The organism is Labrys sp. (in: a-proteobacteria) (assembly GCF_047605565.1).
Lineage (GTDB): Bacteria > Pseudomonadota > Alphaproteobacteria > Rhizobiales > Labraceae > Labrys > Labrys neptuniae.
In genome coordinates this window covers 40,954-66,440 of the sequence record NZ_JASGFM010000003.1, presented here as the reverse complement: position 1 = coordinate 66,440, position 25,487 = coordinate 40,954, and the positions used below count along the sequence as shown (strand labels likewise).

Here is a 25,487-nt window from a genome sequence, read left to right as displayed (position 1 = left end):
TGGCCGTTCACCCCGAGGAGCCATTTCGGGGTGAATCAGGTCAGCGTCGGTACTGCTCGTCCGAAACTTTCTCCATCCACTCGACGGTCCTTCCATCGAGCGCCTCGGAGAAAGCGATATGGCTCATGCCGACAGCAGGGCTTGCACCATGCCAATGCTTCACCCCGGGCGGAATCCAGACGACATCGCCGGGCCGGATTTCCTGGGCGGGACCGCCCCATTCCTGCACGAGCCCCACGCCCACCGCGACGATGAGCGTCTGGCCGAGGGGATGGGTGTGCCAGGCAGTCCGCGCCCCCGGCTCGAATGTGACGATCGCGCCGCTTATCCGGGCTGGGTCGCTGCCCTTGAAACGCGAATCCACGCGCACCGAACCAGTAAAATGGTCGGCCGGGGCGATGATGGACGGTTGTAAGCCTGGACGCGTAACGCTGATCATTGGATTCGACTGGGCCGAGGCCGACGAGGTGAACATGAGAGAAAGGATGATCGCGGCACGGGACTTCACCTTTCCCATTCACTTTCCATTTTCCTGGAAGACGTCCTTGGCGACCGCGACGCCGGAAACCGCACTCGGCCAGCCCGAATAAAAGGCCATGTGGGTGATCGTCTCGACGACCTCGTCCTTGGTCAGGCCGTTCTGAAGGCCAATCTTGATGTGCGATCGAAGCTGATCCGGGCGATTGAGTGCGATCAAGGCGGAAATCGTGACAAGGCTCCGATCTCGCTTTGAAAGCCCTGGGCGTTCCCAGATATCACCGTAGAGGACATCGTCTGTCAGTTCAGCGAGCTTGGGTGCGGTCCCTCCCATCAATTGCTGCGCGCGGGACGGCTGCTGGGCCGGTCCTGCATCGGATGTGGCGGGAGGCTGGTTCTGGGCGATTGCCATGGTGGAAATTCCTCCGGACACAAGCAGACCGGCTGCGACGAACAGATTTCGGGTGTGTTTCTTCAATGGATTTTTCCTCGCCGTTGGAGGCGGACTCAGCGATGGGGCAGACCTTCGGCCGCTGTGTTGCTGAAGGCTCTTATTGCCTGCCCCCTGGAGACCATGCTGGGCCATTGGGTTTGATCGCGGCCAGCAATTAGATGGTTCGGGCAAAGAATGGCGTCAGCTTGCCCAATGCGGCGTCCACATATTGGGGAACCCAATAGGTCTCGATGTGGGTCGCACCCTCGATCTTGAACAGTTCCTTGTCCTTTGTTCCACCGGCCTTGGGGAATGCCTCCTCGGTCATATACAGGCTGTCGGCCTTGCTTCCGGCGATCATCAGCAGCGGCTGGTCGATCAGGTCGACCTGATCCGTTGCGTCCCAACGCATCAGCTCGAGCAGGCTGCTCATGGTGTATTTGAATGTCGAGTTGGGATGCGCATGCGTCTTCCAGTAGTACTCGTACCCCTGGCGATACATTTCGAACGGCAGCGCGGCGATCTGCGCGTCGGTCAGATTGGCATCCCCCGCATAGAGAATGTCTCCACCGGCCATTTGCTGGGCGCGGGCAGCCGAAACCTGCTTCAGGCGTTCCTGGATGGTGCCCAGTTGCGAATCCGCAAAGCCATTGCGGCGAACCCGCCCGGAGTTGAACATGCTGAGCGTCGCAATGGCCTTGAAGCGCTTGTCGGTTTTGGCTGCCGCCAACGAGTATCCGCCACCGCCACAGATGCCGAGCAGGCCAAGGCGTGTGGCATCGACGCCCGGATAGCGGGTGATGAAGTCCGCCATGCCGTGGATGTCCTCGATGCGAGATGCGGGTTTGTCCACGTTTCGCGGTTCGCCGCCGCTGCCACCCTGGTAGGCGGCGTCCGCCGTGATCGTGATGTAGCCCCGTTGCGCCAGATGCTGGGCATAGAGGCCCGCAACCTGTTCCTTCACGCCGCCATTGGGGTGCGCAACGACGATCGCCGGATATTTCCGGTTCGGATCGTAGTTCGCCGGCGTATAGACGTTGGCAACGATATCCAGGCCATTGAGCTTGTACTTGACCGGATGGATATTGACCTTGCCAGGCGCGTTCTCGGTGATCGCGCCGTCATAGACCAGCGAGAACGGATTTTGCTTAAAATCGGCCGCGACGGCGGTAGCATTGGTCATTGCTGTAACTCCTAGCGTTGCACCCGACAGAACAAGCACGGAGGCTCCGAGGAACTCGCGCCTTCTCTCGTCGATGACTTCGTTGGCCATATCGAACTCCACTCTTTGATCAGCGAACTTGTGCCACCGAGTGTTCGCGCGGACGGGTCAATCCAGCTTCTTCTCGGCAAGGAACTGCGAGATCAGGTCGGCGATCTGGACATTGTTCAGATCGGACATCAGGAAGTGCGTGTTGCCGCGAATACCGATGTCCGGCAGATGCACCAGCCGTGCGTCGCCGCCATGCTTGTTGACGGCATCGACCCAGAGCCTGGCCATGGCGAGCCGCACCCGCCAGTTGTCCTGTCCCCGCTCAGTGGTCGGCTCGGTCGGGAAGTTGTCGCCGTAATAGATGACGATCGGAATACGGGTGAGCTTCTGAAAATCCCGCAGCGGAACGGCCTCGGGCGACAAGGTGCCGGCGGCACTCTGCATCGCAGGAGGCAACTCACCTTCCGGGAAGATGAAGCCGCTGCCTGGTTCGAGAGCGACGATCGCCTTGACATTGGGGCTCTTGATCGCCGTCAGCCAACCGGGTCCGCCAGCCTGCGAATGCGTGAAGAGGATGCCGGGACCGATCTTGTCGAACAGCGCCGACATCGCATCCGAGATCACACCGGCATCGTAGGGTCCCGTGTTGGGCGTGACAGAGCGGAAGAATTGATCCAGCGTTTCAGACTTACGATCGAACTGCACGTTATCGAAGAAGTTCGGCCATTTTCCGAGGCGGAACTGGTCGAAGAACAGCTGGTCATAGGGTGTCGGCTCAATGGTCGCGGCGGCGGTGCTGTTGCCCGCCCGGCCGCGGCGTGGCTGATCGACAATGTAGGTCGTGAAGTGCCGACGCAGGAAAATGCTCTGAAATCCTTCGCGGCCATCTGGCGTGGTCTCCCAACTGCGCCCCGACTGGTAGGCGCCATGCAGCATGACGATGGGGAGCGCCTTGAGGGTCAGCGGGATCTGATAAAAGGTGTAGAGATGATCGCCGTGGAATGTCTGCCCCTCGGCCGTCGGCTTGTTGTTGTTGTAGGTACCTGGAGTGCTCACCACTTTCCCACCGGTAGCGAAGCTACCTTGCTCCAGGATGGTCAGAGGTTCCGTTTTTCCTTTTTGATCAGCTGTTGCGGCGGCACAAGCAAGCATCGCTGCAGCCGCGAGCGACGATGCGACGAACCGATTGCGAGAACTCAAGGCACCCGTCCCTTTCAACCTGCATACCGTTGAGAAAGGGATAGAGCCAATCGCATTCTTTGATTAGTGGCATATATTCGGATGCGTCTTTAAGTTTAGCTTAACAATCTTAAGATGCATTCGATCCGAGCAGGCTGCCTGGCTCGAAGGAAGCAACCAGGCTGGGCAATGTGATCAATGACAAGAATCCCGGACGCGAGAATCCAAGCAATCGCGTGATCTCCATCGCCTTCGGTATAGCCGTTCTTGACATCAGCTGGGACTTCGAAATGCTTCAGAGTGCTAAGCTCAAAGGCATCGGACAGTCCCTCAATCTCTGGGATGAGCCAAGTCTGGTGAGCAGAAGAACTGGCCTGCTTAGATGCTCAATCGTGGACCCGATGAATAAGCAAAGAGACCCGGAGCCACGATGAAAGGATCTCTTTGTCGTCTGGCGACCCCGCCTCTGCATCGTATCACTGCGTGCTGCCATGCGCGCGGAATGACAAGATCAACTTCGTCCGAGTGCATCGGGCCGGTCGCGCCCTACCCTGCCCGCCGGCCCGGCAGCACATCCGCGACCGCCGTCGACCATCCGCTATCCGTGTGCTTGGCCCAATAGGCCTCGAGCAGCGCCCTTGTGACCGGCCCCATACGCCCCTCGCCGACGGCGGCGGCATTGATCCGCGTCACCGGCATGATGCCGCCGGCGGTCGAGGTGATGAAGACCTCGTCGGCTGCCAGCGCCTCGGCCGCCGCCACGACCCGCTCCTCCAGGGGAAAGCCGAACTCGGCGGCGAGTTCGATGGCGCTTTGGCGGGTGACGCCGCGCAGCACGCCGCGATCCGGCGTGGCGATCCGGCCCTGGCGCACGGTGAAGATGTTGAAGCCCGGGCCTTCAGCGAGATTGCCATCGACATCCGTCAGCACGGCGCTTTGCGCACCACGGGCATAGGCATCGTAGAGCCCCATGACGAAATCCAGCCAGTGATAGTTCTTGACGGTGGGATCGACCGAATCCGGCGGGATGCGGCGGATGTCGGACAGCACGATGGAAAGCCCGCCCTCGCGCTGTTCGGGCTTGAGGATCCAGCCGAAGGGAATGGCAAAGCAGATCAGCTGGTTATGGGCCTCCCTGGGATCGCGCGAGAAGGTCGGCGAGAGGCCGCGCGTCAGCACCATCTCGACATAGGCATCCTCGAACCCGGAGCGGGCGACGCATTCGCCAAGGATCTGGACGAGCTTTCCGGGCGAGACCGGCAGCGTGAGGCGCAGCCTGTCGGCCGAGCGCAGGAACCGCTCGACATGGGTGTCGAGGCGGAAGAAGCGCCCCTTCCAGACATGCACGACGTCATAGGTCGCATCCGAATGCAGGAAGCCCCAGTCGAGCACCGAGATCTTGGCTTCCGACATGGGCACGAAGGCGCCATCGATATAGGCTGTTCCGGCAGGATAGTTCATGCGACCTCGCTCTTGCACCCACGCCCCTAGATCGGAATCGGGCCTATGCGATCTGCGCCCGGCAATGAAAATAATTCAAGGCCGATGTCGCCCTCCGGCAGGCTCGTTCGTCGTCACGATAGGCGGCCGAGCAAGTCGGCCAGGCAGGAAACCGATGCGATGACAATCACCATCACGGCCTTTGAACGTTCGCCCGATGGCGGCAAGGGACTGGCGCGCGATACGCGCGTTCGCTGGGCGCTCGAGGAAGTGGGCCAGCCTTATGAGGTTCGCCTGGTTTCGTTCGCAGACATGAAGGCGCCCGGCCATCTGGCCCTCCATCCCTTCGGCCAGATTCCCACCTATGAGGAGGGTTCTCTGTGCCTATTCGAGACCGGCTCGATCGTCTTTCACCTTGCCGAGAAGCATGCGGGCCTGCTCCCGCAGGGGCGCGATGCACGGGCGCGGGCGATCACCTGGATGTTTGCCGCGCTCAACACCGTCGAGCCGCCGATCCTCGACCTGACGACAGCCAGGATATTCGAAGCCGACAAGCCTTGGAGCGCGGAGCGCCTGCCCCTGGTTAAGGACCGCGTTCGGGCTAGGCTCGACCAGCTTTCAGCACGGCTGGGCAACGCCGAGTGGCTCGACGGTGCGTTCAGCGCAGGCGATTTGTTGATGGTGTCCGTGCTGCTGCGCCTGAGAATGTCGGGCCTGCTGGACGAATATCAAAACCTGGCGGCCTATGTCGCTCGCGGCGAAGCCCGGCCCGCCTATGTCAGGGCCTTTGCCGCCCAATTTGCGGTCAACGCCCCATCAGACCGTTAAAACATACGCTCACAAAGTCCAGCCGACAGAATCTACGAGCTAAATTGGCGCCAAGGCGTGGCCACGAATGCGCCAGCCGAGCGTGAGCGGCGTTCCCGGCTCGAGTGTGATTGCCGTGCGCACGCCGGCAAGCGCGATGGGATTGTCCGAGGCGGCGATCACCGATCCGAAATCGAAGGCCGAGGCCACCGGCTCGACGCCGACGCATAGGTGGCGCCCGTTCCAGGGCGCGAACTTGCGCCCGCGATTGCTCATCCATAGCAGGCAGGACGGCAGCTTCGCCGTGTCCCAGGAAAGATCCCAGGCAACTCGGTCGTGCTCGTCGACAAGATGCACGCCGCCCTCGATGCCGCAGAGTTGCAGGATGTCCTCGCGGTCATCGGCGAAGGGCAGCCTGTCGAAACGCTCGTGCCCGCCTGACTTGATTGCGACCTCGGCAAGCGTGGTGAACTTCCTGTCGGGCTCGGCCCGGGCCGCCGCCTCGGCCACGGGATGGCTGAGGCCGAAGCGATAAGGTCCGGGCTCGATGCGGAAGGATCCGGGATTTCCACGCAGGGCGAAGTTGGGGTGAAAGCCGAAAGGCCTGACACAGGGGCGCCGGGCCTGGATCTCGACGGAAACATCGAGCCCGGCCTGCCCGTCGATCGGCCGGATCGTGCGCGTGATCCGCTCGATCGGCGAGTCGCCGGGATAATCGAGGTCGAGGGTGATCGCCTCCCGCGTGAGCGACATCAGCTTCCATTCGGAGGCAGCGCTGTAGCCATGCAGCAAATGATCGCTCGGGCCGAGCGGATCGGCGGCCTGCGGCAAGGGAGCATCGACCAGCCCCCTCCAGGCACCGACCAGGGGATCATCGCGGCCGTAGAGCCGCCCAAAGGGCAGGCAGGGCCAGTCGCCCCTGAGGTTCTCCAGGCCGGGTTCGACGGCTTCGCCGGCCGTGATCCAGGGCGCCTCGTGGAAGGGTTCGACGAAACGGCCATCGTCGAGGCGAAAGCGCGTGCGGCCCAGGGCGGCGGCGCCGGCATGTACCGTCACCTGGCCATGCGACCAGTCGAGCGACCAGGTTTGCGGCATGTGGATGTTCCCAAATGTCTAACCGAGGGCAGATCGAGCTGCGATTACAACAGCATGACTGTCCCGCGCTACACGGTTTGAAGTGGCGCGAGCCTTGTCATTGCCGGGCTTGACCCGGCAATCCAGCCTTCCGCTCGAAGCGGCGACGACCGGCTCACTGGATGCCCGGGTCAAGCCCGGGCATGACAAAGTTCACTCCCTTCGCCGGTTCGGCTAGAACTTGAATTCCTCGACATTGGCCGGCGTGACGATCTTGGCAGGACCGAGGACCACCTCGCCCTTCTCGCCCACCGTGTAGTCGCCGAGGCGCCCGGCCTTGAACTTGTCGCCCGGCTTGCCGGCGATCTTGCACTGCGCCAGTTGCTGGGCGCCGTAATAGGTCAGGTAGCCGAGGTCCTTGACGTTCCACCAGATGTCCTGGACGGAGCCGTTCTGGATGTATTTCTTGATCAGGGTGGCAGGAGCGAGCCCCGTCAGCTTGACCTTGCCGAGGCTGCCCGCCTGGTCGAGGGCGCGCGCCGCCGCCGGCAGGCCGATGCCGGCTGGGATGATGATGCCCTTGAGGTTCGGGAAGGCCTGGACGAGCGCCAGGGCCTGCTGCTGGTTGACCTGCTCGCTCTCCTGGCCATAGGCGATCTGCACCAGCTTCATCTTGGCGAATTTCGGCTCCTTCATCTTGTTCTTGATGAAGTCGATCCAGGCATTCTGGTTGGTCGCCGTCGGGGTCGAGGACAGGATGGCGAAATCCCCCTCATAGCCGATCATCTGGCCCATGCTCTCCAGCATCATCTCGGCCAGGCTGTCGCCCTTGGCCTGGTTGAAGAACAGTGAACGGGCGGCTTCCGAAACGTCGGAATCATAGGAGACGATCCTGACGCCCTGTTTGGCCGCGCGCTTGAGGGCGGGCGCCACGGCATTGGCGTCATTGCCGGAGATGGCGATGACGTCGACCTTCTGGGACACGAGATTGTTGATGAACTCGATCTGGGCTTCGGCAGTCGCCTGGGACGGCGCCTGCTGGATCACCTTGCCGCCAATCTCCTTCTGGGCCTCCTCCGCCCCGGTCCTGGCCACCTGGAAATAGGGATCGGTGTCGAGCTTGGGCAGGAAGCCGACGGTGACGGGTTCCTTCGCGCATTTCTCGGCTGCGAAAGCCGGCGCCGCCAGGGCGCCCAGCACGATGGCCGTGGTCAGGATCAGATGGGTTCTCGTCGCTTTTTTCATGGCTTGTCTCCTCCTTCACGCCTTTCTCGAGGTCGTTGTTGTCTACGCTTTCAGTCAGGTCGTTCGTTCCGGCCCTTTCGGCAGGCTGGCTGTCTTGAACTTCGCCTGGAGACCGCCATAAAGGCGCTGGGCCGTGGTGCTGAGCAGCAGCGAGACGATCAGCAAGAGCCCGATCACCGTGCCCTGTGCATCGCCGCCGATCTGGCTCAGGCCCAGCACGTTGCGCAGCGTGGCGATCAGCACCAGCGCCAGGAACACGCCGGTGAGCTTGCCCTTGCCGCCGAACACGCTGACGCCGCCGAGCAGCGCGATGGTGATCACGTCGAGCTCCAGGCCGATGGCATTGTCGGCCCGCGCATTGGCAAGGCGGGCAGTGAATACGATGGAGGCAATGGCGCAGATGAAGCCGCTGAGCACGAACAGGCCGAGGCGGATGCGCGCCACCCGCACGCCGGCATAGAGTGCCGCATCGGGGCTGCCGCCGATGGCATAGATACGCCGGCCGATACTGCTCATCTGCAGGAGGATGGCGAAGACCGGCGCCAGCACGAGGAAGGGCACGATCGTCCAGGGGATCGGCGTGTCGCCCAGCGTGTCGATGCCGAAATCGGTGAAGCTCTCGGGAAACTCGTTCACCGAGCCGGTGCCGAGCAGGATGTAGCCGATGCCGCGGAACATCGCCATGGTGCCGAGGGTCACCACCAGCGAGGGCAGGCCGAGATAGGTCACCAGCACGCCGTTGAAGGCGCCTGCCAGGATGCCCGCCAGCAGCGCCAGCGCGATCGCCCCCTCCAGCGGCAGGCCCTCGCGGATCAGCACGCCGAACACCACGCTGCACAGCGCCAGGATGCTGGCGACGGAGAGGTCGATCTCGCGGGCGATGATTAGGAGCACCATCGGCAGCACGATCAGCGCCCGCTCGGATGCGCCTGCAATGGCCTGAGAGATGTTGAAGACCGTGGCGAAGTTCGGCACGGCGAACACCGCATAGGCGAGAACCGCCACCGTCAACAGGGCCAGGAAGTTCTCCCAGCTGGCGATCCTTTCGATGAGGCTGGTCTTCATCGCGCCCTCCGTCCCTGATGGGTTCGCCGCCCGATGATGGTATCGACACCGATGGCGAGCAGGATGACGAGGCCATAGACCCCTTGCAGCCAGAGGGGATCGACGCGCACCAGCGTCAGTCCGTTCTGGATCACCAGCAAGGTGAGCGCCCCCAGGGCGACGCCGAGCACCGTTCCGGCCCCGCCCCTGATGGCGACGCCGCCCACCACCACCGAGGCTATCACGGTGAGTTCGAAGCCGAGCGCCACGCGGGCGTCGATGGTGGCATAGCGCGAGGCCCAAAGGGCGCCGTCGAAGCCGGCCAGCAGGCCTGCCAGCATGAAGGCCCCGAGCACGAGGGCCGTACGGCGGATGCCGATCAGGGCAGCGCCGTCCGGATTGGAGCCGATGGCATAGAGCTCCCGGCCGACAGGCCAGTGCCTCAGGATCAGCCCGATCACCACCAGGCAGGCAAGGGCGATGAGAATCACGGCTGGAATGCCGGCGATGCGGGCGCTGGTCATGTCGAGCCAAGCCTGCGGCACCTGGTCGGCGCTGATCTGTCGGCCGCCCGCCCACAGGCTGTTCAGGCCCCGGAAGACCGAAAGCGTCCCGAGCGTGACCACGATGGCCGGCACGCGCCCAAGGGTCACCACCAGCCCGTTGAGGGCACCGCAGGCCAGGCCGACCACACAGGCCACGCCGACGCCCAGAAGCACCGAGCTGTCCGGGTGGGCATGCATGAAGCTCGCCGCGCCATAGGCCGACAGGCCGATCACCGAGGCCACCGACAGGTCGATGTTGCGCGTGAGCAGGACCAGCATCTGGGCCACGGCGACGATCATCAGCAGCGCCGCGTCCATGGCGATGGCTGTGAGGTTTTCCGGGCTGACCATGCGCGGATTGAGGAACATCACCGGCAGGACCACGGCGGCCATGGCCCCGACCAGCCCGACCTCGCGCCGGCGCAGCAGCGCCTTGAGCCAGCCCGCCTTGGCCTCATCGGCCTTGGTGGCGTCATCCCGCGATGCCAGCGCCGGTTGCTTGTCCGCAATCACCCCGCCGGCATCCGTGGCCGCGCGTATGACCTTTTCCTGGTCGGCCTCCTCGCGGGTGAAGGCGCCGGCCATCCGGCCTTCGCGCAGCACCACGATGCGGTCGCACATGCTGACCAGTTCCGGCAGCTCCGAGGAGATCAGGATGATCGCCAGCCCCTGCTGGGCAAGTTCCGCGATCATGGTATGGACTTCGGACTTGCTCTCGACGTCGATGCCCTGGGTCGGCTCGTCGAGGATGAGCAGCCTGGGCTGGGTGGCGAGCCATTTCGACAGCACCACCTTCTGCTGATTGCCGCCCGAGAGTGTCTTCACAGGCTGGTCGAAGCTGCGGAATTTCAGCTTCAGGCGCTTGAGATGCGGCTCGACCAAAGCCAGTTCCTGCCGCCGCATCACCAGCCCGGCCATCGTGGCCTTCTCGATCACCGGCAGGGACGCATTGTCGAGGATGGGAAAATCCATCACCAGGCTCTGGCCGAGCCGGTCCTCCGAGACATAGGCGATGCCGGCGGCCATGGCGGCGGGCGGATCGGCAAAGGCCACCGCCTTGCCCTCCATCTCGATGCGGCCCGCCGTCGGCTGGTCGATGCCGAACAACACGCGGGCGATCTCGGTGCGCCCGCTGCCTACCAGCCCGCCGAGGCCGACGATCTCGCCGGCCCGGACATTGAAGGAGACATCCTCGAACGCCCCTTCGCGCGACAGGCCGGAGACGGAGAGCACCTCCTGGCCGGGTTTTGATTCCCATTGCGGATAGATGGCCTTGAGCGGCCGCCCGATCATCATCTGCACGGCCTGGTCGCGGTCGAGCTCGGCTGCCTGCCTCACGCCGATGAGGTGCCCATCGCGCAGGACGGCGATGCGGTCGGCAATCCGGTAGATCTCCTCCATGCGATGGCCGACGAACATCATCGCCACCTGCCGGGCCTTGAGGTCGGCGACCACGGCGAAGAGACGCTCGACTTCGCGCTGGGACAGCGCCGCGGTCGGCTCGTCCATGATCAGCACCTTGGCATTGACCGACAGGGCGCGGGCGATCTCGACCAATTGCTGCTCGGAGGTGCGCAGCTCCTTCAAGGGATCCTCGGGCGAGCACTGCAGCCCGACCACATCGAGCAGCGCGCGCGCTTCCTCGCGCATGCGTTCATAGTCGATGCGTCCCAAGGCACGCTGCGGCATGTGGCCGACGAAAATGTTCTCGAACACCGTCAGGTCACCGAACAGGCCGGGATGCTGGTGCATCACCGCAATGCCGCGTCGCTGCGCTTCGAGGGGCGACCAATGCTCCACCGGATCGCCGCCGATGGTCACCGCACCCTCGTCCGGCCTGTAGACGCCGGCAAGCAGCTTGACGCAGGTGCTCTTGCCCGCACCGTTCTCGCCCAACAGGGCCAGCACCTCACCGGGCAGGAGATCGAAACTGGCGTGGGAAAGGGCGATCGTTCCTCCGAAGCGCTTGGAGGCGTTCACCAAGCCGGCGGCCGCGACGGGGGACGCGATCGAGGCTCCGAAATCCTCATCCGCCAGGCTGCTCTTCATGGCCTTGCCCGCCGGCGACGATGCGACCGAGATGCGCCCATCATCAACGTCCCCTCACCTTTAATTATTAAAGCAAATGGATATATCGATGACCCCAAACTGTCAAGCGCATGCCCTCGCGCCTAAGCGGCACCGATATAGGTTCTCAGGCTGGCGCGCCCGATGCCCGGCGCCTTGGCCTTCACCAGCGTGGCGCTGTCCGGCGCGAACATGGCATAGAGCGGCAGGATGGCTGCGCCGATCGCTGCGGCGCGCGGCCCCATGGTGCCGACCGCGATCTCGGGCGCGAACAGGCCTTCGGGTACGATCTCGCCGAAGCGACGCGACACCGCCTCGACCGTGCGCTGCAGGATGGCCGCCGGCAGGATGCCGTCGATCACGATGGCCGAGACATCGACCACGGCGATGGCACCGACGATGGCCTGAGCCAGGGCATCGGCACAGTCCTCGACCCACTCGCCGAGAAAGGGTTCGGCCTTCTCGCCGATTTCGTCGAGCTCGAGAGCCCGGCGGATCGGCACGCCGTTCTCGCGCAGATGATTGGTCAGCACATAGATCGACGCGCGGCGCAGCAGGATCTCGAAGGGTCCCTTCGGCGCCGGCACGCTCGACAGCAGCGAAGGCGTCACCGGATAGGGACCGAAGGCCGCCGAATTGCCGTTCGGGCCGGTCTCCAGATTGCCGTTGATGATCAGTCCGCCACCGATGAAGGTGGAGATGAACAGATAGATGAAGTCCCGGACCTCCCGGCCCCGGCCATAGACCAGTTCGGCCGTCGCCGCGCCGGAGGCGTCGTTCTCGAAGAACAACGGCAGGTCGATGCTGTCGTTCAGGGCCTTGGCAAAGTCGAAATCCTCCCAGGCCTGGGTGATCGAGCCCGGCATGCCCAGTTCCTTGGTCCAGCTATCCATGAAATAGGGCATCGCCACGCCGACGCCGACCACCCGGCTGCGCAAATCGGGCGCCAGGCCGGCCCGGAAGGTGCGGACATAGGCGGCCGCCAGCTCCGCCACCATCTGCGGCTCGGGATATTCGTATTCGCTGGTTTCCATGCGCAGGGTGCGGCCGGTGAAATCGACCAGCACGGCATCGAAGGCCCGCCGGCCGACATGCAGGCCGATCGAGAAGGCGCCGTCGGGCGCCGGCGCATAGAGGGTGGAAGGCTGCCCGACCTGTCCGGCGCGCTTGCCCTCATGGCGGACCAGCCCGACTTCCTCGAGGTGATCGACGATGACGGCCACGGCCTGGGGCGTGAGATTGGCGGAACGGGCGAGCTCTGCCTTGGAAGCCTGGCCAAGGCGCTGCAACGCCTCGAGCACCACGCGCTCATTGTAGCGCCGCACCTGGACGGAATTGCTGCCCTTGCGGCTCGCGGGCGCGTTCGGCTGGGACATGATCGCCATCGTGCTCCAAGGAATGAAGGATCTCGAGCCGGAAAGATCCTTCAATTATTAAAGCACTATGCTTAATTATCAAGGGGGACGTCCTGGGACCGCAGGCACCCTGCCCGCTCTTGAAAACTCTGGCTACGCAGGGAAAGCGAATGCGGGCGAGGACGCCCGCGATCTCTGGAAACCTATCGCGCCGCCGTCTGCGCATAGGCGCTGCCGAAGCGATTGGCGAGGAAGGCCGAGAGCGCGATATCCTCCTGGCGGATGAAGCCCTTCTGCGGCAGCTCGCCCTTGGCCAGCATGTCCAGCACGGCGCAGATGGCCGAGGCCGTCGTCACCTGGATGGCGCTGCGCAGGCGCGAGCCGACGCGGCGGTTGTAGATCTTGTTGGCATAGGTTTCCTGCACCAGATGGCCGTGGCGCTTGCCGCTGACGGTAACGAAGATCACCACCACGTCCTGGATCGTCGCCGGCAGGGCATTTTCGAGAATGTCCTTGAGCACGTCGCGGCGATGCCGGAGATCGAGGTCGTTGAGCAGCGCCTTCATGATCGCCGCATGGCCGGGATAGCGGATGGTACGGTAGTTCAACGTGCGCACCCGCCCCAGATAGGTTTCGCACAGGCTGCCGAGCCCGCCCGAGGTGTTGAAGGCCTCATAGGTGACGCCGTCGAGCGAGAATTCCTCGCGCTCCTCCATCGCCGGCACCTCGACGCGATGACCGTCGACGATCGCCTCGCAAGGCTCGCAATATTCGTTGATGACCCCGTCCGTCGACCAAGTCAGGTTGTAGTTGAGCGCGTTGGAGGGATATTGCGGCAGGGCGCCGACGCGCATGCGGATGGAATCGAGGCTGTCGAACTGCTGGGCGAGATCGTTGGCGACGATCGAGATGAAGCCGGGCGCCAGACCGCATTGGGGGATGAAGGCGCTCCTGGCCGAAGCCGCGAGGTCACGCACCCGGCGGGTCGAGGCGACGTCCTCGGTCAGGTCGAGATAATGAACGTTGGCGCGCGCCGCCGCCTCGGCGATACGGGTGGTGAGATGGAAGGGCGCGGCACTGAGCACGGCATAGGCACCGTCCAGGACGGTGCGCAGGGCTGCTCCGTCCTCGAGATCGAGTTCACGCTGCTCCACGCCCGCCGACAGTTCGGCGCCCTCCAGTTGCGCGGCCGACCGGTCGATCACCGTGACTTCATAGTCCCCGCTGACCGCCAGGATATCGGCGATGCATGCGCCGATCTTGCCTGCTCCCGCCACCACGATCTTGCGCATTGTCCGCCTCCCCTGCCGTGTTTCCCTAAGCAAAGCCTACGCCTGCCTCCCTGCTTTTCGAAGCCTGCATTTCGACGAAATGCCGAGCTATCTTTGCACAATGCCATCCGCTATATCGTCGTTATGACGACGCCCGCCGATGACGCCCTGATTGCCATCCTGCGCGAGAACGCCCGCGCCTCCACAGCCGAGATCGCCCGGCGCCTCGGCGTTTCCCGCACCACAGTGCAGAGCCGCCTGGCTCGTCTCGAACATCGCGGCGTGATCGCCGGCTACACCATCCGGCTTTCGGAGGAGCATACCCGTTCGCTGCTGCGCGCCCATGTGCTGCTCACCACCGTGCCCAAGCTGATTCGCCAGGTGGAGGCGGGCCTGCGCGAGATTCCGGCCGTACGCACGCTGCATTCGGTCAGCGGCAATTTCGACATGATCGCGGTGATCGAGGCTCGCTCGGTCGGCGAGCTCGACGAACTGGCCGATCGCATCGGCGCGCTGGAAGGCGTCGAGCGCACGTCGACCTCCCTCATCCTGTCGACGCGGATCGAACGCTAGGGCGTACCGAAAAACGCGCGCCGGGCCCTGAAAAACCATGCAATAACAATGATTTACGATAACGGGCTCGATTTCGGAATCGAGCACGGCCGTGTGAGGCGTGTCCCGGCACCGACGGATATTCGACGATCCGCGTTCAGTTTCGGTTCAGCCGCAATCGGGATGATGGCGGCCCAATCAAGAGAGGTCGCGATGCTCCTGCGCAAGAAACTGATCAGTCTGGCTGGTACGCTGATGCTCGCCGTCTCGCCCACGGCGATCGTGCTGGTGCAGGACGCGCTGGCGCAGGATGCCCAGGCGCCCACCACGGAAGCGCCCGCGCCGGGTGCCAAGCCCTCGATCGAGGACGTGCTGAAGCGCCACAAGAAGGGCGGCGGCCAGGATGGCGAGGGCGCGCCGGCAAAACGGGCAGCTCCCGCCGAATCGCAGGACCAGGACGGCGGCGCTCCGGCTGCCAAGCCGAAGCGGCAGAAGCCGAACGCCGAGCAGGACGGCGCAGCATCCGGTTCAGGCGGTGACGAAACGCCTGCCGCCAAGCCCCGCCGCCAGAAGCCGACCCCCGGGGCCGCCGGCCAGGACGCGCCCGGCGAACCCGTGCCCGGCGAAGCGCCCCCCGCTGCCAAGCCCAAGCGCCAGAAGCCGGCCGCCGATTCGGCCGGCCAGGAAGCTCCCGGCAAGCCAACCGCGGGAGAACCTGCACAGGAGGCCCCGGCTGCAAAGCCCAAGCGCCAAAAGCCCACAGCGCCTAGCGACACCACGGGACAAGACACGCCCGCAGCAAAACCCCGCACTCCCACCGAGCCGGATGCGGATCAAGGCAGCGGCGCGCCCGCGCAGACCAAGCCCGTCCAGCCCAAGCCTGTGCCCCAGCAGCCCGCCGCCGGCGACGGCCAGCCGGGTGCAGGACCGGAAAACGGTGGCACGCCTGAACCGCGCGGCAAGCGTCGCGACCGCACCCAGGGCCAGCCCGGCACCGAGGGGGCGCCGCAGGGCCTCGACAACGGCCAGCCGGACAGCCGCCCCCTGGATGGTCGCCCCAGCGGTCGCAACCAGCTCCCCGGGCAAGGCGGGATTCCCCTGCCGGCCGACGGCCCGCAACAGGGTCAGGAAGGCCGACCGGGCCTTCCGCCGCAGCCGGAGAACGGCAGCCAGCAAGGCCAGGGCCGCCCCCTGCAGGGCCCGGTCGACCGGGCAGCGGAGCAGCGCGCCATCGGCCTGCTGGGTGATGCCACGCCGCCCGATCGCCTCAACGACCAGCAATTGCGCCAGCGCCTCAACGTCTACCGCTCGGCCCTGTCAGCCGGCAACCTGTCGGAAGCCACCGAACAGGCCCTGATCCAGCGCCTGAACGGCGCGCGCGCCGCCCTGCGCAACCGCGTGGCCGACCAGGAATATGGCGGCGAACAACAGCAGGGCCAGAGTGGGCAGGGTTCGCCCTTCGGCCGCTCCCAGTTCCGCCAGGGCTCGCCCCGGCCGCAGGACATCCCCGCCATCCTGGCGGACCGGCGCCCCTCCAACGTGCTGACCGTCGACCAGCTCAACCGGCGCATCCTGGTCTATCGCGATGCCGCCAACGACCAGCGCTACAACCCCGAGGACCGCGAGGCCTTCGCACAATATCTGCAGGACGATCGCAACGACCTGCGCCGCCGCCTGCTGAGCGATCGCGGCCAGCGCACCGATCGCCTACGGCGCTATGAAGGCGACGGACGCTTCGACGTGGACATCAATCCGCGCGGACAGCGCTATCAGAGCGTCTGGGCGGCGGAAGTCGACGACGACCAGATCGAGCAGCAATTCGCCTCCCGCCCGCTCAAGCCGCTGCCGCGCCGTTATGCACGGTCCGAATTCCTTGCCCAGCCCGAAGCGGTGATGGAACAGCCGGCCATCCGTCAGTCCATCCCCAGCGTGGAACTGGACACCATTCATTTCGGCTTCAACGAATCATTCGTGCGCGAGGAGGAGATCGCCAATCTCGACCGCATCGGCCGCATCATCGAGCGGATCGTGGCCGCCCATCCCAACGAGGTCTTCGTGATCGAGGGCAATACCGATGCGGTGGGTGACGATGCTTATAATCTGCGCCTGTCCAAGGAGCGGGCCGAGGCGGTGAAGCAGGCCCTGACCCAATATTACGTGATCGCGCCCGACAACCTGGTCACGGCGGGCCTCGGCGAGCGCTATCTCAAGATCCCGACGCCCGAGCCCGAGCAGGAGAATCGCCGCGTGACCCTGCGCCGCATCACGCCCCTGTTGCAGAACTGACGGCTACCATCACGATCGCGGCGCACATCCCTGTCGGATGCGCGCCGCTTTTGCTTGCCATCCTCGGCCCTTTCGCTTAAATCCCGCGGCGCGGTGACCGCAGGTCTCCGCATCTCCTCGCCTCATGCATGTAGCCACGGCCGGGACCGCATCCTGGCCCGCTTTTGTGCGGCGTCCCCTCATCGAGAGCGTCTTACCAACGTTCGAGAATTCATCGGAGCCTAGTGGCCGTATGTCCGGCAGCCCGCGTCCCCGTCTTGTCATGAAGTTTGGCGGCACCTCTGTCGCCACTGTCGAGCGCATCAAGAATGTGGCGCAGCATGTCAAACGCGAGGTTGCCGCCGGCTATGACGTGGCGGTGGTGGTCTCCGCCATGTCCGGCAAGACCAATGAGCTGGTGGGCTGGTGCAACGAGGCCTCGCCGCTATATGACCAGCGCGAATACGATACTATCGTCGCTTCCGGCGAACAGGTCACCTCGGGCCTGCTGGCTCTGACGCTCAGCAGCATCGGCATCAAGGCCCGTTCCTGGCAGGGCTGGCAGGTGCCGATCGAGACCTCGGCCGCCCACGGTTCCGCGCGCATCTCGGCGATCCCTTCCAAGAATCTCGATGACGGCTTCGCCGCCGGGGAAGTCGCGGTGATTTCCGGCTTCCAGGGCATCGAGCCCGTGAGCGGGCGCATCACCACGCTGGGGCGCGGCGGTTCCGACACCTCGGCCGTCGCCATCGCCGGCGCGATCGGCGCCGAGCGCTGCGACATCTACACCGATGTCGACGGCGTCTACACCACCGATCCGCGCATCGTGCCCAAGGCGCAGCGCATGGACCGCATCGCCTTCGAGGAAATGCTGGAAATGGCCTCCCTCGGCGCCAAGGTGCTGCAGGTGCGCTCGGTGGAGCTCGCCATGGTCCACAAGGTGAAAACCTATGTAAGATCGTCCTTCGACGATCCCGAAAACCCCAATCCCGGAACCCTGATCTGCGACGAGGAAGACATCATGGAACAGCAGGTTGTGACCGGCATCGCCTATTCGAAGGATGAAGCGCAGATCACCCTGCGCGACGTGGCCGACCGCCCGGGTGTCGCCGCCGCCATCTTCGTGCCCCTGGCCGACGCCAACATCAATGTGGACATGATCGTCCAGAACATTTCGGCCGACGGCGCCTCCACCGACATCACCTTCACGGTGCCGCAGGCCGAGTTCCAGCGCGCCAAGGACGTGATCGACAAGGCCCGCAAGGACGTGGTGTGCGACAATGTCGAGACCAATATGGACGTCTCGAAGATTTCGGTGATCGGCATCGGCATGCGCAGCCATGCCGGCGTGGCGGCAACCTGCTTCCAGGCCCTTGCCGGCCGCGGTATCAATATCCGTGCCATCACCACCTCCGAGATCAAGATTTCGGTGCTGATCGATGCGGCCTATACCGAACTGGCGGTCCGCACGCTGCACACGCTCTACGGGCTCGACAAGGCCTGAGCAACCGCGCCTTGTTCTCACGACGACGGCACAGCGCCCCGATGACGCAGTGCCTGGCAGAAACGGAAATACTTCTTTCAATTTCCGTGAAATCTTGCGACAGAACAAAAAGTTAGTGCGTGCTTCGTTTGGATTCTCGCGCGAGGCACGCCCCCTATTCATTCTATGACCGGCCGCTTCGCCAGAACCGGCCGGCCCTCTGAGGCAGCGGACGGCCCCGGGTTCGCCGGGTCACCTGACCTGTCGAGGACATGGAGGCATCGGATGCGTGGCGCGATCGGCGGCCCGCGCCTGCTCCTCAAGCGGCTCCGCGAAGTCATGGCGGAGCCTGTTTCGGCGCAGGAGAGGCTGGACAAGACCGTGGTCTTGATCGCCGCGAACATGGTCGCGGAGGTCTGCTCGGTCTATGTCCTGCGCACCGACGGTACGCTCGAACTCTATGCCACCGAAGGCCTCAATCCGAACGCGGTGCATTTGACCACCATGCGCAAGGGCGAAGGCCTGGTCGGCCTCGTCGCCAAGGAAGCCGAGCCGGTCACCACCTCGGACGCGCAGCACCATCCCTTGTTCGCCTACAAGCCGGAAACGGGCGAAGAGATCTACAACGCCTTCCTCGGCGTGCCGATCCTGCGTGCCGGCGAGACGCTCGGCGTCCTCGTCGTGCAGAACAAGGCCCAGCGAGCCTATTCGGAAGAGGAGATCGAGGCGCTCGCCACGGTCGCCATGGTGCTGGCCGAGATGATCGCTTCCGGCGAGCTCCAGGCCCTGGCCCGTCCGGGCGCCGACCTCGCCAGCCGCCGTGCTTTGCAGCTGACCGGCGCACCGCTCTCCGAAGGCGTCGGGCTCGGCCATGTCGTGCTGCACGAGCCGCGGGTGGTGGTGAAGACCCTGATCGCCGACGATGTCGGCCGCGAGACCGATCGCCTCGACAATGCCATCGTCGGCCTGCGCGATGCGATCGACGCCATGCTCGACCGCGGCGACCTCGCCCGCGCCACCGAGACGCTCGACGTGCTCGAAGCCTATCGCATGTTCGCGCAGGATCGCGGCTGGATCACCAAGATGCGCGAGGTCATCGCCACCGGCGTCACCGCCGAGGCGGCGGTGCAGCGCGTGCAGTCCGATACGCGAGCACGCATGCAGCGCGTCGCCGATCCGATCCTGCGCGAGCGTCTCTACGATCTCGACGATCTCGCCAATCGCCTGCTGCGCCAGCTCACCGGCGACGGACATCACGTCCCCTCCGAGTCCATGCCCAAGGATGCAGTGCTGGTGGCGCGCTCGATGGGGCCGGCGGCCCTGCTCGACTATTCGCGCGACAACCTGCGCGGCCTCATTCTCGAGGAGGGCGGGCCGACCAGCCACGTCGCCATCGTGGCGCGGGCACTCGGCATTCCCACCGTGGGCGAGGTCGAGGGCATCACCAGCCTGGTCGAACAGGGCGATGCCATCATCGTCGACGGCTCGGTCGGCGAGGTCCAGGTGCGCCCGGCCCCGGATGTCGAGCATGCCTATGCCGAGAAGGTGCGCTTCCGGGCCAAGCGCCAGGAGCAATATCTCGCCCTGCGCCACAAGCCCAGCCGCACCCGCGACGGTTGCGATATCAAGCTCTATATCAATGCCGGCCTCCTGGTCGACCTGCCGCACATCAAGGAAAGCGGCGCCGATGGCATCGGGCTGTTCCGCACCGAGCTGCAGTTCATGATCGCCTCGCAGTTCCCGCGCACCGGCGAGCAATATGCGCTCTACAAGGCCGTGCTGGAGGCTGCCGGCGACCGGCCGGTCACCTTCCGCACCCTCGATATCGGCGGCGACAAGGTGCTGCCCTATATGCACCAGATCGAGGAAGAGAACCCGGCGCTCGGCTGGCGCGCCATCCGCCTCGGCCTCGACCGTCCCGGCCTGATGCGCTCGCAGCTCCGCGCCTTGCTGCAGGCCGCCGCCGGGCGCGAGCTCAGGGTGATGTTCCCGATGATCTCGGCCTCCGAGGAATTCGACCAGGCGCGTCAAGTGGTGGAGCGCGAGATTACCTTCCTGCGCCGCCACGGCAAACCCCTGCCCGATCTCGTCAAGCTCGGCGCCATGGTGGAAGTGCCGAGCCTGCTGTTCCAGCTCGACGAGATCCTGCAGCGCACCGATTTCCTGTCCGTCGGCTCGAACGATCTCTTCCAGTTCCTCTATGCGGTCGATCGCGGCAATGCGCGCGTGGCGGGCCGTTTCGACACGCTCTCACCTTCGGTGATGCGGGCCCTGAAGATGATCGCCGATAAATCCAACGCGGCCGGCGTGCCGGTGACGCTGTGCGGCGAGCTGGCCTCCAAGCCGCTGGAGGCGCTTGCCCTGATCGGCCTCGGCTTCCGGCAATTGTCGATGACGCCGTCCGCCATCGGCCCGGTCAAGGCCATGCTGCTCGAGATCGACGCAGCCGAGATCATGGAGCTCGTCGATCATCATCTCAAGCCGGAAGCGGACAGGCCGCTGCGCCTTGCTCTCAGGGAATTCGCCGCCGAACGCGGCATTCCGTTATAGCGAGGCTGCCCTGGGAGCGCGGACGTCCTCGTCCGCTTTTTCTCCCCATGCACATCGTTTCCAGATGCGGACAGGATGTCCGCGCTCCGACACTCCCAGGACCGCCCTATGCTTCCCCTCGACCGCCTTGATGCCCTGCTTCGCCGCCGCGATTTCGTCGAGGCCGAGCTCGCCTCCGGCCCGGACGCCGATACCTATGTGACCCTGGCGCGCGAACTTGCCGAGCTCGATCCCGTTGCCGCGCTCATCCGCGAATGGCAGGGCGCGCAGGACGAGTTGAAAGGCGTCGAGGCCATCATCGCCGAACCGGCCATGGCCGGCGAGATGGCCGAGATGGCGGAGGAGGAGCGCAAGACTTTGCTCGATCGCCTCGGCGAGTTGGAGACGGCGATCAAGCTTTCACTGCTGCCCAAGGATGCCGCCGACGAAAAATCCGCCATTCTGGAAGTGCGCGCCGGCACCGGCGGCGACGAAGCCTCGCTCTTCGCCGGCGATCTCCTGCGCATGTATATGCGCTATGCCGATCTCCAGGGCTGGAAGACCGAGATCCTGTCCGAATCCGAAGGCACCATGGGCGGCTACAAGGAAATCGCGCTGGCCATCAGGGGCAAGGGCGTGTTCGCCAAGCTGAAATTCGAATCCGGCGTGCATCGGGTGCAGCGCGTGCCGGTGACGGAAGCCGGCGGGCGCATCCACACCTCGGCTGCCACGGTCGCGGTCCTGCCCGAGGCCGAGGAGGTCGACATCGCCATTGAGGAGAAGGACCTCAAGGTCGATGTCTTCAGGGCCTCCGGCGCGGGCGGCCAGCACGTCAATACCACTGACAGCGCCGTGCGCATCACCCATCTGCCCACCGGTATCGCCGTGGCGGTGCAGGCAGAGCGCTCCCAGCACAAGAACCGGGCGCAGGCCATGGCGATGCTGCGCGCGCGCCTCTACGAAGCTGAACGCGAACGCGTCGACAGTGCCCGCGCCGCCAATCGGCGCGACCAGGTCGGTTCCGGCGACCGTTCCGAACGCATCCGCACCTATAATTTTCCGCAGGGACGCCTGACCGACCATCGCATCGGCCTCACCCTCTACAAGCTCGACCAGATCATCGCCGGCGACGCCCTCAATGAAGTGATCGACGCGCTGGTGACTGAGAACCAGGCGAGGCTCCTCGCCGCCAGCGAGGCAAGGGCGTGAGCACGCTCGGCGGCCTTTACCGGGAACTCCTCGCTGCCTTCCGCACTGCCGCACTGCCCACGCCTGAACTCGATGCCCGCTGGCTGGTGGCTGGAGCCACCGGCCTGCCGGCGACCGCAATCACGCTTTCCCCCGACGGCTCTGTGACGGTCGAGGCTGCGGATAAGGCCCGCTCCTTCCAGGCCCGGCGCCTGCAGGGAGAACCGGTGGACCGTATCCTCGGGCACCGGGAATTCTGGAGCCTGGAATTTCGCCTGGGCCCAGCCACGCTGTCGCCAAGGCCGGATACGGAGACGATCGTCGAGACCTGCCTGTCCCTCTTGCCCGACCGCGAAGCGGCCTACCGCCTGCTCGATCTCGGCACCGGCACCGGCGCCATCCTGATCGCCCTGCTGCATGAAAGACCGCGCGCGAGCGGGATCGGGATCGACCAGGCGGCCGACGCCCTGACGGTCGCAGGCCTGAATGCCACCGACAACGGCGTTGCCGATAGAGCCGATTTCCGGCTGGGAAACTGGATGGAGGGCCTGGAGGATGAAGTCGACCTCATCGTCTCCAACCCGCCCTATATCCCTTCCGCCGACATTGCCGGGCTGGAACCGGAGGTACGTGAGCATGATCCCCTGCTCGCGCTCGACGGCGGCCTCGACGGCCTCGATGCCTATCGCCTCATTGCCGCCGACGCCCCTCGCCTGCTGCGCTCCGGCGGGCTGCTGGTCTTCGAGCTCGGCATCGGCCAGGAAGAGGCTGTGGCCGGGCTGATGCGCCGTGCAGGCTTCGAGATGCTCGGTCCGGCGCGCAGGGACCTCGGGGGCGTTCCCCGCGCCTTGGCAGGCAGGTGGCCGGGGAACCCGCGACCGGCCTGATTTGCGCGGATATGCCTTCAACCCGCAGCCTCCCGCAGAAAGCGCTGGAGCCTCGGTACGCAGAAATCCAGGAATACCCTGACGCGATGGGGAATGTTGTCCCCGCCGAAGAAGAGGGCATGCATGTCCTCCTCATCCGGCGCGACGACGTCTGCAAGGATCTCGACGAGGCGCCCCGCCTTGAGATCGTCGCGTATATGATAGTCGGCGAGGCGCGCCAGGCCTATGCCTGCGACGGCCATGCGGCGCAGCGTCTCGCCATTGTTGGCAAGCAGGGTCGTGCGGACGGCGCGGTCGACGATACGACCGCTCTCGCTGAGCGGCCACACCGGCACAGCGCGGCGGAAACTGAAGCCCAGGCAATTGTGCCGCACGAGATCGTCGACTGATCGCGGCGTGCCGTGGCGGTCGAGATAGGCAGGGGCGGCGACGATCAGACGTCGCGAGGTGCCGATACGACGTGCCCGCAGGCGCGAATCGGGCAAGGCGCCCACACGGAAAGCGACGTCGATGCGCTCCAGATAGAGGTCGAGCTTTTCTTCCGAAAGCGCCAGGTCGACGGCAATCTCCGGATAGGCCTGCCAGAAGGCCGGCAGGATCGGCTCGATCGCCATTGCCCCGAAGGCCAGCGACGTCGTCACGCGCACGGTGCCGGTGGGCGTGACGGCTTGCCCACTCAAATCCCGCTCGATCGCATCGAGATCGTCGATGACGGCGCCGCCGCGCTCGTAATAGGCCCGTCCCTCCTCGGTGAGAGACAGGCGCCTGGTGGAACGCTCGAACAAGCGCAATCCCAGGCGCGCCTCGATCCGCGCGATCAGCTTGCTCACAGTGGAGGGCGTCATGCGCAGCTGCCGGGCGGCACGCGAATAGCTGCCTGTTTCGACGACCAGCCGGAACACCTGCATTTCGCCGAAGCGATTGTCCATGGTCGGGCCTCTCTCATTGATGAAACGATTTCATAAATAAGGTGATCCCGGGCGCCTTTCCAGCGCTCGTCGACGAGCCCATTTCCATCCCGACTTCAGCAGCGACCAGGCAGGGGGCTCCTGATCGAGCCACGGGCACGATCAGGCGGACTCCGCAGAATATCCAACCCCGCCTGGGCCGCGGCTGACTGGAACCGATGAAATCGAAAGTCGAGACGCAATGGATGCCATGGCCGTACAACCACGCACCGCCAACACCGATACACCTTCCAGCTTCTGGCCGTTGACGGCCCTGGCCATCGGGGCCTTCGGCATCGGCACCACCGAATTCTCGCCGATGGGCATGCTGCGCGACATCGCGCAGGGCGTCAGCGTCGACATCCCGACGGCTGGCCTGCTGATCAGCGCCTATGCCATCGGCGTGATGGCCGGTGCTCCCATCATGACGCTGTTGCTGGCGCGTTTACGCAAACGCACGGCCCTGATCGCCTTGATGAGCATCTTCGCGCTCGGCAATCTGCTGGCCGCGATCGCACCGGGTTATTGGACCCTGATGGCCGCCCGCATCATCACCAGCCTCAATCACGGAGCCTTCTTCGGCCTGGGTTCCATCGTTGCTGCCAGCCTCGTGCCGCGTGAACGCCAGGCCAGCGCCATTGCCGCAATGTTCCTGGGCCTGACCATCGCCACTGTCGGCGGCGTACCGGCAGCCACCTGGATCGGCCAGGCCATCGGCTGGCGGCAGACCTTCGCAGCGACGGCCCTGCTCGGGCTGGTGGCCATCCTGGCGCTCTTCCTCGCCCTGCCGAAGGGGGAGCCCGGCCGCATGCCCGACATTCGCCGGGAGTTCGGCGCCATCGCCCAGCCCAGCGTGCTGACCGCCATGGCCGCGACCGTGATGGGAGCAGGTGCCATGTTCGTGCTCTATACCTATGTGACTTCGGTCCTGATCGAGATTACCCACGCCGGGGCCGGCTTCATCACCCTCGCCCTTGCCCTGATCGGCATCGGCCTGACCCTGGGCAACGCGCTGGGCGGGCGCCTGGCCGACTGGTCACTCGACGGTGCCGCCAGGCTCTCGCTCGCGGCCCTCGGCCTGATCATGGCTGTGTTGCCGCTCGCCCTGACCTCCCGCTACGGCGCCGCCATCGGCCTCATGGTCTGGGGCATGGCCGCCTTCGCCATCGTGCCGCCTCTGCAGATGCGGGTGATGCAAGTGGCGTCGGCCGCGCCGGGCCTGGCCTCCTCGATCAATGTCGGCGCCTTCAATCTCGGCAACGCCCTTGGCGCGGCTATCGGCAGCGCGACCCTCAGCCTGGGCCTGGGCTATGCTGCCATTCCGATTGCCGGCGGATTGCTGGCCCTTGTCGGCCTCGCCCTCACCTTCGTCGGCACCGAGAAGGCAACCAAGCCGGAGGTTTGGTCCGACTGCCCCGACCCGACCTGAGGCCATTGCCGCGAGACAGGACCCGGGCACGACGAGACCCAGGGCCTACCTGCTCCC

20 protein-coding genes are annotated in these 25,487 nt (G+C 65.1%); 8 read left to right on the top strand and 12 right to left on the bottom strand.

The window, feature by feature from the left end; all coding sequences use genetic code 11:
* Positions 1 to 40: 40 nt before the first annotated feature.
* The 5 genes from QM672_RS04105 to QM672_RS04085 all read right to left on the bottom strand — a co-directional run bounded on the left by QM672_RS04105 (position 41) and on the right by QM672_RS04085 (position 4,763).
* On the bottom strand, positions 41 to 475 hold the full coding sequence (locus tag QM672_RS04105) for a cupin domain-containing protein (RefSeq protein ID WP_415081137.1): 435 nt from the start codon (positions 473 to 475) through the stop codon (positions 41 to 43).
* A gap of 42 nt (positions 476 to 517) precedes the next feature.
* A complete protein-coding gene (locus tag QM672_RS04100; protein WP_376717675.1) occupies positions 518 to 955 on the bottom strand; it encodes a carboxymuconolactone decarboxylase family protein in 438 nt (145 codons plus the stop codon).
* Positions 956 to 1,085: 130 nt separating this feature from the next.
* Entirely contained in the window at positions 1,086 to 2,093 is a 1,008-nt protein-coding gene (locus QM672_RS04095) for an alpha/beta hydrolase (protein ID WP_415081135.1), read from the bottom strand.
* Positions 2,094 to 2,240: 147 nt separating this feature from the next.
* The gene (locus tag QM672_RS04090) at positions 2,241 to 3,275 is read right to left on the bottom strand and encodes an alpha/beta hydrolase (RefSeq protein WP_415081133.1); all 1,035 of its coding nucleotides are present in this window, start codon (positions 3,273 to 3,275) and stop codon (positions 2,241 to 2,243) included.
* Between the two features lie 573 nt (positions 3,276 to 3,848).
* On the bottom strand, positions 3,849 to 4,763 hold the full coding sequence (locus tag QM672_RS04085) for an aminotransferase class IV (protein WP_415080789.1): 915 nt from the start codon (positions 4,761 to 4,763) through the stop codon (positions 3,849 to 3,851).
* 159 nt (positions 4,764 to 4,922) lie between these two features.
* On the opposite strand from QM672_RS04085, the gene QM672_RS04080 reads away from it, so the two are divergent.
* Positions 4,923 to 5,570, top strand: coding sequence for a glutathione S-transferase family protein (locus QM672_RS04080; protein ID WP_415080787.1), 648 nt, complete (start codon positions 4,923 to 4,925; stop codon positions 5,568 to 5,570).
* A gap of 39 nt (positions 5,571 to 5,609) precedes the next feature.
* On the opposite strand, the gene QM672_RS04075 is transcribed toward QM672_RS04080, so the two are convergent.
* The 6 genes from QM672_RS04075 to QM672_RS04050 all read right to left on the bottom strand — a co-directional run bounded on the left by QM672_RS04075 (position 5,610) and on the right by QM672_RS04050 (position 14,171).
* The gene (locus QM672_RS04075) at positions 5,610 to 6,644 is read right to left on the bottom strand and encodes a hypothetical protein (RefSeq protein WP_415080785.1); all 1,035 of its coding nucleotides are present in this window, start codon (positions 6,642 to 6,644) and stop codon (positions 5,610 to 5,612) included.
* Between the two features lie 213 nt (positions 6,645 to 6,857).
* Complete coding sequence (locus tag QM672_RS04070) at positions 6,858 to 7,868, bottom strand: rhamnose ABC transporter substrate-binding protein (protein ID WP_394314250.1); 1,011 nt, start codon at positions 7,866 to 7,868, stop codon at positions 6,858 to 6,860.
* A 54-nt stretch (positions 7,869 to 7,922) separates the two neighbouring features.
* Positions 7,923 to 8,933 carry an ABC transporter permease gene (locus QM672_RS04065; RefSeq protein ID WP_311937384.1) on the bottom strand — a complete coding sequence of 337 codons (1,011 nt, stop codon included), beginning with the start codon at positions 8,931 to 8,933 and terminating at the stop codon, positions 7,923 to 7,925.
* Positions 8,930 to 11,506: an ATP-binding cassette domain-containing protein gene (locus QM672_RS04060; protein WP_415080782.1), complete on the bottom strand. Its 2,577-nt coding sequence runs from the start codon at positions 11,504 to 11,506 to the stop codon at positions 8,930 to 8,932. The genes QM672_RS04065 and QM672_RS04060 overlap by 4 nt, the downstream gene beginning before the upstream one ends.
* Positions 11,507 to 11,628: 122 nt before the next feature.
* Positions 11,629 to 12,900, bottom strand: a complete 1,272-nt coding sequence (locus QM672_RS04055; protein ID WP_415080780.1) for an ROK family protein — start codon at positions 12,898 to 12,900, stop codon at positions 11,629 to 11,631.
* A gap of 182 nt (positions 12,901 to 13,082) precedes the next feature.
* Positions 13,083 to 14,171 (bottom strand): saccharopine dehydrogenase family protein, encoded by a 1,089-nt coding sequence (locus QM672_RS04050; protein WP_311937392.1) that lies wholly within the window; start codon positions 14,169 to 14,171, stop codon positions 13,083 to 13,085.
* 123 nt (positions 14,172 to 14,294) lie between these two features.
* Here QM672_RS04050 and QM672_RS04045 point away from each other — a divergent pair, with 123 nt between their 5' ends.
* The 6 genes from QM672_RS04045 to prmC all read left to right on the top strand — a co-directional run bounded on the left by QM672_RS04045 (position 14,295) and on the right by prmC (position 23,054).
* Positions 14,295 to 14,723 carry an Lrp/AsnC family transcriptional regulator gene (locus QM672_RS04045; protein WP_068293722.1) on the top strand — a complete coding sequence of 143 codons (429 nt, stop codon included), beginning with the start codon at positions 14,295 to 14,297 and terminating at the stop codon, positions 14,721 to 14,723.
* A 192-nt stretch (positions 14,724 to 14,915) separates the two neighbouring features.
* Positions 14,916 to 16,988 carry an OmpA family protein gene (locus QM672_RS04040; protein WP_415080778.1) on the top strand — a complete coding sequence of 691 codons (2,073 nt, stop codon included), beginning with the start codon at positions 14,916 to 14,918 and terminating at the stop codon, positions 16,986 to 16,988.
* Between the two features lie 232 nt (positions 16,989 to 17,220).
* Positions 17,221 to 18,471 carry an aspartate kinase gene (locus QM672_RS04035; RefSeq protein ID WP_415080776.1) on the top strand — a complete coding sequence of 417 codons (1,251 nt, stop codon included), beginning with the start codon at positions 17,221 to 17,223 and terminating at the stop codon, positions 18,469 to 18,471.
* Between the two features lie 264 nt (positions 18,472 to 18,735).
* Positions 18,736 to 21,000: a phosphoenolpyruvate--protein phosphotransferase gene (gene ptsP / locus QM672_RS04030; protein ID WP_367624854.1), complete on the top strand. Its 2,265-nt coding sequence runs from the start codon at positions 18,736 to 18,738 to the stop codon at positions 20,998 to 21,000.
* Between the two features lie 108 nt (positions 21,001 to 21,108).
* On the top strand, positions 21,109 to 22,188 hold the full coding sequence (gene prfA, locus QM672_RS04025) for a peptide chain release factor 1 (RefSeq protein WP_415080774.1): 1,080 nt from the start codon (positions 21,109 to 21,111) through the stop codon (positions 22,186 to 22,188).
* Positions 22,185 to 23,054: a peptide chain release factor N(5)-glutamine methyltransferase gene (prmC, locus tag QM672_RS04020; RefSeq protein ID WP_415080772.1), complete on the top strand. Its 870-nt coding sequence runs from the start codon at positions 22,185 to 22,187 to the stop codon at positions 23,052 to 23,054. Before prfA ends, prmC begins: the two co-directional genes overlap by 4 nt.
* A 17-nt stretch (positions 23,055 to 23,071) precedes the next feature.
* Here prmC and QM672_RS04015 read toward each other — a convergent pair whose 3' ends face one another.
* Complete coding sequence (locus QM672_RS04015) at positions 23,072 to 23,983, bottom strand: LysR family transcriptional regulator (protein ID WP_415080770.1); 912 nt, start codon at positions 23,981 to 23,983, stop codon at positions 23,072 to 23,074.
* A gap of 229 nt (positions 23,984 to 24,212) precedes the next feature.
* Here QM672_RS04015 and QM672_RS04010 point away from each other — a divergent pair, with 229 nt between their 5' ends.
* The gene (locus QM672_RS04010) at positions 24,213 to 25,430 is read left to right on the top strand and encodes an MFS transporter (RefSeq protein ID WP_394314236.1); all 1,218 of its coding nucleotides are present in this window, start codon (positions 24,213 to 24,215) and stop codon (positions 25,428 to 25,430) included.
* Positions 25,431 to 25,487 lie beyond the last annotated feature (57 nt).

Excerpts from the sequence above, each read along its gene's own strand:
- QM672_RS04015 (WP_415080770.1), bottom strand. The coding sequence starts at position 23,983 with ATGGACAATCGCTTCGGCGAAATGCAGGTGTTCCGGCTGGTCGTCGAA.
- QM672_RS04035 (WP_415080776.1), top strand. The coding sequence starts at position 17,221 with ATGTCCGGCAGCCCGCGTCCCCGTCTTGTCATGAAGTTTGGCGGCACC.
- QM672_RS04070 (WP_394314250.1), bottom strand. The coding sequence starts at position 7,868 with ATGAAAAAAGCGACGAGAACCCATCTGATCCTGACCACGGCCATCGTG.
- QM672_RS04055 (WP_415080780.1), bottom strand. The coding sequence starts at position 12,900 with ATGTCCCAGCCGAACGCGCCCGCGAGCCGCAAGGGCAGCAATTCCGTC.
- prfA (WP_415080774.1), top strand. The coding sequence starts at position 21,109 with ATGCTTCCCCTCGACCGCCTTGATGCCCTGCTTCGCCGCCGCGATTTC.
- QM672_RS04075 (WP_415080785.1), bottom strand. The coding sequence starts at position 6,644 with ATGCCGCAAACCTGGTCGCTCGACTGGTCGCATGGCCAGGTGACGGTA.
- QM672_RS04060 (WP_415080782.1), bottom strand. The coding sequence starts at position 11,506 with ATGAAGAGCAGCCTGGCGGATGAGGATTTCGGAGCCTCGATCGCGTCC.
- QM672_RS04105 (WP_415081137.1), bottom strand. The coding sequence starts at position 475 with ATGTTCACCTCGTCGGCCTCGGCCCAGTCGAATCCAATGATCAGCGTT.
- QM672_RS04080 (WP_415080787.1), top strand. The coding sequence starts at position 4,923 with ATGACAATCACCATCACGGCCTTTGAACGTTCGCCCGATGGCGGCAAG.
- QM672_RS04040 (WP_415080778.1), top strand. The coding sequence starts at position 14,916 with ATGCTCCTGCGCAAGAAACTGATCAGTCTGGCTGGTACGCTGATGCTC.
- QM672_RS04045 (WP_068293722.1), top strand. The coding sequence starts at position 14,295 with ATGACGACGCCCGCCGATGACGCCCTGATTGCCATCCTGCGCGAGAAC.
- QM672_RS04090 (WP_415081133.1), bottom strand. The coding sequence starts at position 3,275 with ATGCTTGCTTGTGCCGCCGCAACAGCTGATCAAAAAGGAAAAACGGAA.
- ptsP (WP_367624854.1), top strand. The coding sequence starts at position 18,736 with ATGCGTGGCGCGATCGGCGGCCCGCGCCTGCTCCTCAAGCGGCTCCGC.
- QM672_RS04050 (WP_311937392.1), bottom strand. The coding sequence starts at position 14,171 with ATGCGCAAGATCGTGGTGGCGGGAGCAGGCAAGATCGGCGCATGCATC.
- QM672_RS04065 (WP_311937384.1), bottom strand. The coding sequence starts at position 8,933 with ATGAAGACCAGCCTCATCGAAAGGATCGCCAGCTGGGAGAACTTCCTG.
- QM672_RS04095 (WP_415081135.1), bottom strand. The coding sequence starts at position 2,093 with ATGACCAATGCTACCGCCGTCGCGGCCGATTTTAAGCAAAATCCGTTC.
- QM672_RS04010 (WP_394314236.1), top strand. The coding sequence starts at position 24,213 with ATGGCCGTACAACCACGCACCGCCAACACCGATACACCTTCCAGCTTC.
- QM672_RS04085 (WP_415080789.1), bottom strand. The coding sequence starts at position 4,763 with ATGAACTATCCTGCCGGAACAGCCTATATCGATGGCGCCTTCGTGCCC.